Consider the following 12,276-nt stretch of genomic DNA (forward strand, 5'->3'; position numbering starts at 1 on the left):
AATTTCCGCAAGAATCCGCAAAAAAATACCCCATGGCGATCATCGGTTCTCAAAATTCTGAGTACCGATGATCTGTCATGAGGTATCTTCATTATGTATCAGCTTACAGCTTTGTTACATTTGCAGCCTGAGGTCCTTTTTCTCCCTCAATTACTTCGAACTCAACTTTATCGCCTTCCTCCAATACTTTGAAACCAGACATATTTAAAGCTGAGAAATGTACAAAAATGTCATCACCATTCTCATCGCTGATAAATCCATATCCCTTTTTTGCATTAAACCATTTTACTGTACCTGTTTTCATTTGAATTTCCTCCTAAAACTTAATACCTGGAAAACTAAAGAGGCACAGAGCTTCTCGCTCTGTGCCTCTTTGCACTTCTCCTGTATTATATTGCTTGGATTATCTTTTTGCAAGTGTTTTTTATAAATTTCTTTTTCATTGACCAAATCTTACATCCGGCATATCCTTCTCGTGCTCGCCGATCATCTTCTCCATCCAGATCATATCGTACCATTCACCAAACTTATAGCCGCTGTTATGAAAACGCCCAACCAGCGTAAAGCCCATTTTTTTATGGAATCTGTAACTGTCATCCGTCAGATGTCCGCTCTCTGCTGCCGGACTTGCGATACAGGCATTCATGTTCAGGATTCCCATTTCCTTCAGTAGTTTTTCCAGATTCTCATATAGGGCTTTGCCAAGCCCCAGCTGCCTGCAGTCTTTTCGGATATATATCGTTGTTTCCACTGACCAGTCATATGCCTTTCTGTCTTTGAAACCTGCTGCATATGCATAGCCTGCGATTTTCCCATCCACGACTGCCTTTATGTATGGATACTTTGCTGAGATCTGCTCGATCCTGTTCCTGAATTCATCTACAGACGGTACTTCATATTCAAATGATATTGCTGTTTCTTCTACATAGGGTGCATAGATTGTGAGAAGCTCCTCCGCATCCGCTGTACTTACTTTTTCTATCTTCATGTCTTCTCCTTATGCCTACAAAAAATGCTGAACCGCACAAGTACGATCCAGCATTTTTTATTATTTCTTAGTAGTCTTCTTTGAAACTGCCGCTTTTGTCTGTGCAGGCTTTGTCTTACTTACTGTTTCTTTTGTCTTTGTCGCAGCCGTCTTCTTCTCCGGCTCCTTTTTTACAACTTCCGTCGTCTCTACATCCTTCTTTTCCGTTGCAGTTTTCTTCGCAGCCGCTTTCTTCTCAGCCGCGCGTTTTGCTGCTGCCGCTTTCTTTTCTGCCTCTTTCTTCTTCAGAATATCCTCCGGTGTTACATCGGTGTAATCATATTCCAGAACAACAGTAGAAAGTGGCGGTACTGTTACACTGATCGAATAAGGCATACGTTCTGTCTTCTTATCGATAGCCTTGATCTTACCACTGTTTAATCTTCCTGCTCCGCCAAATTGTACGTCGTCGGAATTCAGGACTTCTTTATATGTTGTGAAGCAAGGTGCTCCAACTTCATAATTATCATATTCAACCGGCACGAAATTGCAGATAAATAACAACTGCTTACTCGGTGTAGAACCTCGACGGATAAATGAAACCACACCCTTATCCGGATGGTCACAGTCGATCCACTCAAAGCCCATCACATCGCTGTCATTTGCATATAACGCATCATTCGCATTGTACAGATTATTTAACGCTTTTACCCAACGCTGTACACCCTGATTCAACGGATTGTCAAGGACAAACCAGTCAAGACTTCTTGCCTCGCTCCACTCGCGCGGCTGTGCAAATTCCTGACCCATGAATAACAGCTTTTTGCCCGGATGGCCATACATATAACCATATGCCAGACGAAGATTTGCAAATTTCTGAGGTTCGCTTCCCGGCATCTTATTGATCATTGAACATTTCAGATGTACGACCTCATCATGTGAAATGACAAGAACATAATTCTCTGCATATGTATAGGATAAGCTGAAGGTCAGCTTGTTATGGTTAAAGCTTCTGAAATATGGATCCATCTTCATATACTCGAGGAAGTCATTCATCCATCCCATATTCCATTTGAACAGGAAGCCAAGTCCGTTCATGGATGCCGGAGCAGTCACACCGGCCCATGCAGTTGATTCCTCTGCGATCAGGAATGCTCCCGGATTCTTTTCTTCCATAACTGCATTAATATTCTGCAGTAGCTTAATTGCATCCAGATTCTCATTGCCGCCATTTTCATTTGGAAGCCACTGTCCATCCTGCTTACCATAGTCCAAATATAACATGGATGCAACAGCATCTACCCGTAACGCATCGATATGGAACTTCTCTACCCAGAAAAGTGCATTTGCGATCAGGAAGTTTGCAACCTCTGCTCTGCCATAATCAAAAATATAAGTACCCCAATCCGGATGCTCGCCCCTTCTTGGATCCGGATGCTCATAGAGCGGCATACCATCAAATCTGCCAAGTCCGTGTGCATCCTTCGGGAAATGTGCAGGTACCCAGTCTAAGATGATACCGATTCCCTTACTATGTAAATAGTCAATAAAATACATGAAATCTTCCGGCGATCCGTATCTGGATGTCGGTGCATAATAATTCGTTACCTGATAGCCCCAGGAACCATCAAACGGATACTCTGCGATACCCATGATCTCCACATGTGTATAGCCCATATCCTTTACATAATCCGCAACCATCGGAGCTAACTCTCTATAACTGAAGAAGCCGCTGTCATCGTCTTCAACTTTCTTTCTCCATGAACCGAGATGCATCTCATAGATGGTCATCGGCATCTTCATGCGATCTGTTCTGCTGTAGGTTTTTCTCTTATTTATCCATGCAATATCCTTCCACTTGTAGGTCGTCAGATCTGCAACAACCGAACCATTGTCCGGACGCATCTGTGCCTGATTTCCGTATGGATCACTCTTATATAAGATCTCATCATAACGGGTCAAAATCTGGTATTTGTATACTGCGCCGGAAAGCACATTTGGAATAAACAGCTCATAGATTCCACCGTTTGGTCGAAGCTGCATCGGATGTAAATTACCATCCCACATATTGAAATCACCGACAACGCTGACTCTCCGCGCGTCCGGAGCCCATACTGCAAAATAGGTTCCCTTTACGCCATCGATCGTCATCGGATGTGCTCCAAATTTATTATAGATCTCGTAGTGCTTGCCTTCTGCAAATAAATAAGAATCAAAATCTGAAATCTGGCTGTCAAATGCATATGGATCTGCTGTCGTAACAGTCGTTCCATCCTCATAAGTTGTCACCAGATTGTATTTTGTTCCGCTAAATTCCTTCTTAGGGAAAAAGATCGCATAAAATCCCTCATCCGTTACCTTCTCCATCGTATGAACTTTTTTACCTGTTCTGGATGTAACCTTCACTTCCACCGCATGTGGACGATAGGCTGTGATGATCTGTCCTTCCCCATATTCATGAATACCCAGCAGATGCTTTGGTGCATTCAGTTTACCTGCGATCAGTTCATCATACAGTACCCAGTTGATCCAATCGTTGATTCTCTTGTTCATATAACCCTCCTGAATATATTAGAATTTGTGTGGCTGTGTCTTTCGCCAGCTTATCAGTCGTACTATGATCGTAATAACAAGTCCGGCAAGTATCACTCCTGTATAGATCAGGAACATCCGAAGTCCCAGATTATCCGGGATCAGCGCGATCAGTCTGTCATCCCCTGAGAAAAATACATCATACCTGCCTTTAAATACCATCTCACGAACGCCATAGAAAATGCCGCTTCCGGATACCGCGAGCAGGATCAGTGATACTATTCCGATCACACTTGCTGCAACGCCGCCCCATACGACACACTCATACATTCGTCTTTTCTTTACTGCCAGAAATCCTATGATAAGCAGGATCACCGACAGGAACATCATTCGTTTCGCCTCATCCTTCACCTTCTTCAACTGTCTAAGCTGCGTCAGGTTATAGTCGCAAAGCTTCACATTTCCCTTATCAAAATCAACATTATTTCCGGTTTCCTTCAGTCCATCCGCAATGATGCTGTACTCCAGCCACGCCTCGAACTCCGTCAGAGCAGTTTCCGAACCATCTGCTCCATCTGTCTCAAATGTTCGTCCGGTCATCTCTGATGTGTACTCTGCCTCACTGATATTCACTCCCTGGAATGAGATAAACACCGCAGACGACACGATCAGCATTACAACTGCGATCGCAAGGATCACCTGAAAAAATCTATATTTAAACATGATTATCTATCCTGATTTCTATTCTAAAGTCTTATTTGACACATCAAATAAATTATATCGTTCTTATTACGCACATTAATTATTTTACCATTTTAATTGACTTGTGTAAAGAAAACATACTGCTTTCTTCATTATATATTTCTGCCACATACTGTCTTAGCTCTTAAATTATATTTTGTTAAACATATTACTTTGATCCGTAAAGACTTGGCAGATAAGATAATTGCAGCATGCTAATATTTTAAATGTTCCGATACAAAACATTTAACTGCATGCTGTAATTATCTAATGTAGCGTTCTCAGGTCAAAGTAATATGGGCAGATGTCCTCATAGTGTCCAGCCTTCATGCGAAAACCACCCGGAATCGTTCCAAGCTGCGTAAATCCAAGCCTCTCATAGAGGTGTCTTGCATGCACATTTGTAGCCACCACCGCATTAAACTGCAGCACCAGATAATCATACGCCTTTGCCTGTACCAGACAGTCAGACACCAACTTCTCTCCGATATGAAATCCTCTTACATCCGCATCTACCGCATAGCTGGCATTGCAGATATGACCGCAGCGTCCGACATTATTTGGATGCAGGATATAAAGTCCGAGCACCTTTCCTGTGTCTGTATCCTCTGCCACCGCAGTATAGGTCTGGCCTGCAAAGAATCCCCTGCCTGTCTCCTCTGTCAGGTCATCCTCCTGTGGAAAAGCAACTCCATCATCTACCACACGGTTCCAGATGCGGTTCATCTCCTGTATGTCTGAATCTTTATATTCTCTGATCTGTATATTCATCTTTCGTCCTTCTTTCTTATTTTATGCATCATTATAAGCCCGTATCAAACAGGCTTCAAGAATATAAATATAGACAATCCACAAAAATCATCTTAAAATGCATATAATGAAAATCTGCTTGACTGGAAACTGCGAAGGAACGAACTTCTCCTCTGTGAAAGCAGTCTGTACGGATGAAAGGAGTACAACCACATATGTTATTTGAACTGATAAAAGATCATTTATTCTTAAGTACATATATCCTGATCAATCTGATCGTATTTTTCCTGTATGGCATCGACAAATGGAAAGCCATCCACCACAAGTGGCGCATCCCGGAAGCCCACCTGATCCTTGCCGGTGTATTCGGAATCTTTGGTGCGGTTCTTGGTATGCTATTGTTCCGACATAAAATCAGGAAGCCCAAATTCTACATTGGGCTTCCTGCAATCTTCATTCTTGAACTTATGTGTGTGATCTTATACATAAAATGTCTTTAATTAATGGTGCATCAAAGTTCCGTACATCTCCGGTCTGCGGTCACGGAACACGCCCCATTCTCTACGCATCTGTGCGATCGCATCCAGATCAAATTCATGGACAAGCACAGATTCTGTCTCACGGTCTGCCTCCTCCACGATTGTTCCGGTCTGATCTGCGATAAAGGAAGAACCGTAAAATGTCATCGAAGACTCATCATCTGTCTCTGTTCCGATACGGTTCGATGCGATCACCGGCATGATATTTGCTGCTGCATGTCCCTGCATTGCATGCTGCCAGTGTGACTTGGAATCAATGTTTAATGTAGGCTCGCTTCCGATCGCAGTCGGATAGAACAACAGCTCTGCACCAAGAAGTGCCATGCTTCTGGCAGCCTCCGGGAACCATTGATCCCAGCAGATGCCAACGCCGATATCTGCATATTTTGTCTTCCATACCTTAAATCCGGTATCTCCCGGTGTAAAATAAAACTTCTCCGCATATGGAAGTCCATCCGGGATATGGGTCTTACGATATGTTCCAAGGATCGTTCCATCTGCATCAATGATCGCTATTGTATTAAATGCTGTATTTCCCGCCTTTTCATAAAAGCTGATCGGCAGAACAACCTGAAGCTCTTTTGCAACCTCGGTAAATCGTTTTACTGCCGCATTTTCTGAAAGTGGCTTTGCCAGATCAAAATATTCGAATTTCTGCTTCTGACAGAAATACGGAGTTTCAAACAATTCCTGTAACAAGATAATATTTGCTCCTTCTGCTGCTGCCTTCCGAACCAGCTTCTCCGCCTTGTCTAACACTTCTTCTCTATTCCAGCTACAGCTCATCTGTGTAGCCGCTACCTTTACCTTTCTCATACTCATATCCTCCTGTTATCAGAACATCTTATTTCTTTATCCTATATTTTCTGCCATTGATTTCCGGCTTACCTTCTACTTACATCCGTCAAATCTATCATCTGTCGGTTGTCTGTTTTCAACAGCTTATATTCCACTCGCACCTGCCAGATTATTCAGTCTGTCATATATCGTCTGACCCTCAAATATATTCCATAGCACTTTGGTATCCGGTATCATCTCCGGATCGATCGTAAACAGATTCTGATCCAGCACGATGAGATTTGCACATTTGCCTTCTTCGATCGAACCGGTTCGGTCTTCTGCCTGATAGACGTAAGCAGCTCCGTAGGTATATCCTTTTAAGACTGTCGCCATATCAATGGCCTCCCACGGATTCTGACCGGATATTCTTCCGTCTGCATCCTTTCTGATCACTGCCGCATAGATTGTCTGAAATGGATCTAATCCCACAACCGGGTAATCCGTTCCGACTGCAAATGCCGCTCCTGTATTCGTGATACTTTTCATCGGCCATTCATATCTGCACCGCTTCTTTCCAAGCCGCACGATCTTATCATTATTGGACAGGATCAGATGATATGGCTGCATCGATGCTACGACATCCAATTCCTTGAATCTCCTGATATCATCGGGATGAATATTTTCGATATGCTCGATCGTATTTCTGAGATCCTTTCTTCCGGTTCTTTTTTCCGCTTCCTCGTACATATCAAGCGCCATGCGCACAGAACCATCTGCGATACAATGAAGTCTGACCTGTATGCCTGCCTCATTTGCCGCAGTGATCTCCTCCTGCATCTTCGCTCTCGGCCAGAGCGGAAGTTTCTCCCCACAGGTATCCGGGCGGTCTGTATATGGCTCTAAGAGCAGTCCGGTATAAGTCTCCGTCACCCCATCAATAAACCCCTTTAAACCGGTGATCTGAAAATGTCTGGAATCCAGTTTTTCCTTCATCTCAAAGAACTTTTCAAATGAGGTATAGCCAAATAACTTCGTGTAGACATATACATCTGCATACAGCCCTTCTTCATCATCCAGCTTTTTCAGCAATTCATATTTCTTATAAGTCTCTTCTGTATAATCTTCTGCAAACATCTCACTTAAGCCTGCAACTCCGTTCTCCGCAAGTACCTGTTTGAAATGTCTGTGTATTTCTGTCATTTCTTCATCCGTAAAATCCATGAACTTTTCCATGGCGGGCGCATAGGCTTCCGGTTCGATCAACATTCCGGTAAGCTCTCCATCCGGGTAAGTCTCGATCATGCCATTTGCCAAATCGGGATTCGGTCTGATCCCGGCTTCAGCAAGTGCTGCTGAATTCAGCCACATGCTGTGTGCATCCGCACATTCCAGATATACTGGAGTATTCGGGAAATATGCATCCAGACTTCGTTTGTCCGGCATACGATCCTCCGTCCAGTTCCCGATAAACCATCCAGTTCCGCGGATTCGCTTCTGTCCGGGATGCGCCTTTACATATGCTGCCATCTGCTCCACACATTCCTGTTCCGAATGGCAGGCATCCAACGTGTTGCATACATATTCACTTGCGGCTACCGCTCCGGTAAATATATGGGTATGTGCATCGATAAAGGATGGCATGACAAGCTTGTCACCCATATCGTATATCGGAACATCCGCCGGAACGGCATTTGTCTCATCATATGGCAGGAGCTTCTTTATCCTGTCATCTTTGATCCAGACAGCAAGCGGCTTACAGCTATCCGCCCGACCATCAAATACTGCCCGGCTCTTTATAATATATTCTGCCATATCACATGCCCCCTTTTACTCTAAACTATAAATCCACAGATCAGGAAGCCAACGATTGACAACATAGCTGCGATCATAACATATGGGAGCTGGGATACTGCATGTTCCATATTATCAATGCCTGCACTGTTCGATGACAGAAGCGTTGCATCACAGTAGAAGCATGCATGGCTTCCAAATGCACCACCGGAGATAATTGCTGCCATGATCAGAACCGGGTTTGCGGAGATTGCTGCGCCAAGCGGGAATACGATCGGTGCAACGACTGCACTCATGCCCCAGAAGGATCCGGTTGCAAAACAAAGCGCCGCAACAAGGATAAATGTGATCATCGGGAACAGAGAGCCTGTTAATAATGGCTGTGCAAGATCGATTATATAATCTGTCATGTTAAGCTGTTCTGTTACCTTCTGCAATAAGAACGCAAGTACCAGTAAGGTAAGGGTTGGAAGCATATCCGCAAATCCCTTTACGATCACACCAAAGAATTCATTTACAGCTATAACCTTTCTTGGAAGATACATCAGCATACAACATGCGATCGCAAGAACAACTGCCAGAAGAAGATCACCTGTGATAATGGCGATCGCTACAAGGACTGCCATCGGAATAACGAAATCCCAGATATTTCCGTCTTCTTCATAACCTGCACGGTTTTCATGATTGTACTTTCTGCTGGCATCACTGTAGACCTTGCCGGTCTCCTCTACTCGCTTATATGCTTTCTTCATACCACCAAGCTTTGGCATGATTCCCATACAGAATAAAAATACGATCAATAATATAATGATTGGATAAAAACAAAATGGAATGGCACTTAAGTACGCTTTCATACCGGAGGTGAATCCATATGCCTGTACACTCGGCTGATCAATGAACAGACTTGCATAGAAAACTGCCCATGTTGAAAACGGAAGAAGTACACAGACCGGAGCACCTGTGGAATCCAGCATGAACGCCAGTGTCTCTCTCGGTATCTTACGTTTATCGTAAACACCCTTCATACAGGCACCGATCGATAAAACGTTCAGATAATCATCTACAAAGATCAATATACCAAGTATAAATGTGGTAAGTAATGTCTTTCGCTCTGAATTACATAATTTGGAAACCAGCTTAGAAAAACCATAATTTCCCTTTGCTGTCTGAAGTAAGGCGATCAGGCTGCCGAACAATCCGCATACTACAACGATCCAGACATTTTCCGAAATCGTCTCCTGAAGCATCGTACACCATTGTGTCAGAAATGAACCTTTAAATAAAACTGCCGCGCCGACCAGAGAACCCCCGATCATAAATTCTTCGCAGCGATGTGTCAGTATCGAACCGACAATTACGATCAGCACTATTAACAGTGCCACCAAGCCATGTGTCATAACCATTCTTCCTTTCCGTTTTGTATTTTTCCTTATAAAACAACAAAAAGCGCATCCGCAATGCCTTATAGCATTGCAGATACGCCTTCGTATCAACTGCTTTTAGTTTACAATTTCATTTACTTATTTACAATTATTATATATGATAAGTTTCTACTTAATTTTAATTACGTCTAATCCTTATTAATCACTGATAAACTTCTCACGTACCAGTTCTGCCAGATACTTTGCAGTATTTTCTACACCGAGCAGACTGCTGTTGATCAGGATATCACAATGATTGATGTCTCCCGGCTTATATCCGGCATAATTCATGTGATAGGAATCACGCGCCTCATCAACGGCTACGATCATCTTACGAGCTTCATCGATTTCCAGTCCCATCGAATTCACACAATTCTCAACACGATCCGGGTACGGAGCATAGATGAATATATTCATCACATTGTCCATCTCGCTTAAAATAAAGTCAGAGCAACGTCCAACGATCACGCATGAGCTTTTCTCTGCAAGAAATCGTATGATATTCTGCTGTGCATCGAAAATATCATCCTGGGTACTGTTCGTGCCACCGCCAAGCGGAAGTACCATTCTGGAAAACGGATTCTTGAAGATCTTCTTTGCGCTTTCTTCTTCTTCGTCTACAACAGAAGCGGGAAGCTTCAACTGCTTGGCTGCCTGATCCACGATATCTCTGTCGTAATACTCTATTCCCAGTTGTTCTGCCATCAGTTTTGCGATTGGTCTTCCAAGACTTCCGAACTGTCTCGTAATTGTTATAACATATTTTTTATCCTTCATCCGCAACGCTTCCTTTCTCTGATCTCTTTTTCGTTTTATAGCTTATCTCAATTCCCTACTGTTTTTCAATTATTAATTTGAGGTAAATGCTAATCATTTTCGGTAGTATATACTTGAAAACAAGTATTTTGTAATATATAATTGTATTTATATAACTTTCGACCGGATGGCTTGCTATGCAAATGAAGCAGTCTTGGCATCTGCCTGAAAATCAACATCATTTCACGCGAAGGAGACCCACAATGGAAAAGAACAACTTTCTGATCTATAACGATATCGTATATACGCTGTACCAATGTAAATCCTATGAAGCACTGAGAGATGAATTTCTCCCAAGACTTCGCCTGCTGATCCCATTTACTTATGCGAGCATTATCTCCGTCAATCCGGAAAACCGAACTGAGATCGTACCGACTCCGGTCTGCTTTCCTGATTATTTCTATGAAGCAGAACTGCTCTACATCGATCATATGAGTGAGGATCATCTGCTCTGGATCAACAATGTACGGGAATCCCAGCTTGTAAGAGAAAGCGATCTGGTAAATGATGATGTCCGTCTGAACTCTTCTCTCTATCAGCACTGTTATCAGAAATTCCATGTCTACGATTCCTTACAGTACAGCATGATCTGCAGTGGAGAATTCTCCGGTATCCTGACGCTGTTTCGTACCAAGATCGATGGGGATTTTACAGACGATGATATGTTCTTCTTCCGTTCTCTTGGCAAGCATATCAACGTAACCTATGAACAGATCCTATATCCGGAAAAAGAGAAAGGCCATACCGCTCTTGCAAACCGTATCCCGGCACTTGCAAAAGGCTATGACCTTACTCCACGAGAGACAGAGATCCTGTCTCTGATCTTTTCATTTGCAAATAACGATGAGATTGCAGCCACTCTCGGGATCAGTGAGAACACGATCCAGAAGCACTTACAGAATATTTTCCGAAAGACCGGAACCTCATCAAAATGGGATCTACTCCGTCTTTCTTGATTCTTCCGGATAGACTAAGCCCCAGTTCTTTCGAAGGTCTGTCATGATGTTCATGACATCTCCGGTAAAAGGCATCTGCATCCGGCTTACATCTCCGGACTGTACCGCTTCTTCCATATCCCGCATCTCATATTCAAGCGCACGCTTTGTTTCACCGGCTTCTACCGGTGTAACTGCTCCGCTTGCAGCATCTACGATAATCGCTTTATCAGCTCTTGGATATTCCATGATCTCGATATACCCTTTTTCACAACTGATCATTGCACGCTTTGGCTGCTTTGAATGCATGGACAGCGTAATAGCTGCCATCTGTTGTTCTTTATTCATCAGGATGATGCTTGCCTGCTCATCCGTCCCTGTCGGCGCGAACCGCACCTGACTCATCACCTGATCCGGTGTCTCTGCCATAAAGCTGCGCATCAGACTGAGTGCATATACTCCGATATCAAGCAATGCACCACCGGCAAGATTGATGTTAAAGAAACGATTATTCATATCATATTCTTTATAGCTTCCAAAGTTCAACTGTATCATCTGAACTTTTCCGAGTTCACCGGATGATACGATCTCCCATAATTTCTTATATAATGGCATATGCCAGATCGTCATGGCTTCCGCCAGTATCACATGATGCTTCTCTGCAATCTGCAATGCCTCATTTAATTCATCACTGTTCAACGTGATCGACTTCTCACACAATACATGCTTGCCGTTTGCAAGTGCCTGTCTCAGGAATTCAATGTGGGTATTATGCGGCGTTGTAATATAGATAATGTCGATCTCCGGATCTGTAAACATCTCATGAAAATCATCATATACCTTTGTTACATGATATTTCTCCGCAAATGCAACTGCCTTCTCATGGGTACGGTTTCCTACCGCATATAAGGATTTACCCATCTGTTCCAGCGCCTGTGCCATTTCATTTGCAATTACACCTGTACCAAGTACTGCCCATCTTAATTCTTTTGCCATTTCTTCTT

At 43.2% G+C, this 12,276-nt stretch carries 12 protein-coding genes; 2 read left to right on the forward strand and 10 right to left on the reverse strand.

Going from position 1 to position 12,276, the window contains the following annotated elements; all coding sequences use genetic code 11:
* Positions 1-103: 103 nt before the first annotated feature.
* The 5 genes from DWY07_RS02050 to DWY07_RS02070 form a co-directional block, all read right to left on the reverse strand.
* Positions 104-304 (reverse strand): cold-shock protein, encoded by a 201-nt coding sequence (locus tag DWY07_RS02050; RefSeq protein WP_008402657.1) that lies wholly within the window; start codon positions 302-304, stop codon positions 104-106.
* A 135-nt stretch (positions 305-439) separates the two neighbouring features.
* The gene (locus tag DWY07_RS02055) at positions 440-988 is read right to left on the reverse strand and encodes a GNAT family N-acetyltransferase (RefSeq protein ID WP_117822086.1); all 549 of its coding nucleotides are present in this window, start codon (positions 986-988) and stop codon (positions 440-442) included.
* Between the two features lie 60 nt (positions 989-1,048).
* Positions 1,049-3,520, reverse strand: coding sequence for a 1,4-alpha-glucan branching protein GlgB (gene glgB, locus DWY07_RS02060; protein WP_117822087.1), 2,472 nt, complete (start codon positions 3,518-3,520; stop codon positions 1,049-1,051).
* 18 nt (positions 3,521-3,538) lie between these two features.
* Positions 3,539-4,222: a hypothetical protein gene (locus DWY07_RS02065; protein ID WP_021944933.1), complete on the reverse strand. Its 684-nt coding sequence runs from the start codon at positions 4,220-4,222 to the stop codon at positions 3,539-3,541.
* Positions 4,223-4,507: 285 nt separating this feature from the next.
* Positions 4,508-5,011 (reverse strand): GNAT family N-acetyltransferase, encoded by a 504-nt coding sequence (locus tag DWY07_RS02070; protein WP_117822088.1) that lies wholly within the window; start codon positions 5,009-5,011, stop codon positions 4,508-4,510.
* Between the two features lie 194 nt (positions 5,012-5,205).
* On the opposite strand from DWY07_RS02070, the gene DWY07_RS02075 reads away from it, so the two are divergent.
* Positions 5,206-5,490: a DUF1294 domain-containing protein gene (locus DWY07_RS02075; protein ID WP_117822089.1), complete on the forward strand. Its 285-nt coding sequence runs from the start codon at positions 5,206-5,208 to the stop codon at positions 5,488-5,490.
* Here DWY07_RS02075 and aguB read toward each other — a convergent pair whose 3' ends face one another.
* From aguB to DWY07_RS02095, 4 genes are all read right to left on the reverse strand, one after another.
* Complete coding sequence (aguB, locus tag DWY07_RS02080; RefSeq protein WP_117822090.1) at positions 5,491-6,345, reverse strand: N-carbamoylputrescine amidase; 855 nt, start codon at positions 6,343-6,345, stop codon at positions 5,491-5,493.
* A gap of 126 nt (positions 6,346-6,471) precedes the next feature.
* The gene (locus tag DWY07_RS02085; protein ID WP_117822091.1) at positions 6,472-8,121 is read right to left on the reverse strand and encodes an amidohydrolase; all 1,650 of its coding nucleotides are present in this window, start codon (positions 8,119-8,121) and stop codon (positions 6,472-6,474) included.
* A gap of 20 nt (positions 8,122-8,141) precedes the next feature.
* Positions 8,142-9,497 (reverse strand): Na+/H+ antiporter NhaC family protein, encoded by a 1,356-nt coding sequence (locus DWY07_RS02090; protein ID WP_117785683.1) that lies wholly within the window; start codon positions 9,495-9,497, stop codon positions 8,142-8,144.
* Positions 9,498-9,680: 183 nt separating this feature from the next.
* Positions 9,681-10,298, reverse strand: coding sequence for a cytidylate kinase-like family protein (locus DWY07_RS02095; RefSeq protein ID WP_021944939.1), 618 nt, complete (start codon positions 10,296-10,298; stop codon positions 9,681-9,683).
* 242 nt (positions 10,299-10,540) lie between these two features.
* Between DWY07_RS02095 and DWY07_RS02100 the strand changes: the two genes are divergently transcribed.
* Positions 10,541-11,293, forward strand: coding sequence for a helix-turn-helix transcriptional regulator (locus tag DWY07_RS02100; RefSeq protein ID WP_161117541.1), 753 nt, complete (start codon positions 10,541-10,543; stop codon positions 11,291-11,293).
* Here DWY07_RS02100 and DWY07_RS02105 read toward each other — a convergent pair.
* The gene (locus tag DWY07_RS02105) at positions 11,276-12,268 is read right to left on the reverse strand and encodes a Gfo/Idh/MocA family oxidoreductase (RefSeq protein WP_117822093.1); all 993 of its coding nucleotides are present in this window, start codon (positions 12,266-12,268) and stop codon (positions 11,276-11,278) included. The genes DWY07_RS02100 and DWY07_RS02105 overlap by 18 nt on opposite strands.
* Positions 12,269-12,276 lie beyond the last annotated feature (8 nt).

The sequence above is a fragment of the Clostridium sp. AF23-6LB genome, from assembly GCF_003461085.1.
Taxonomy (GTDB): Bacteria; Bacillota; Clostridia; order Lachnospirales; family Lachnospiraceae; genus Coprococcus; species Coprococcus ammoniilyticus.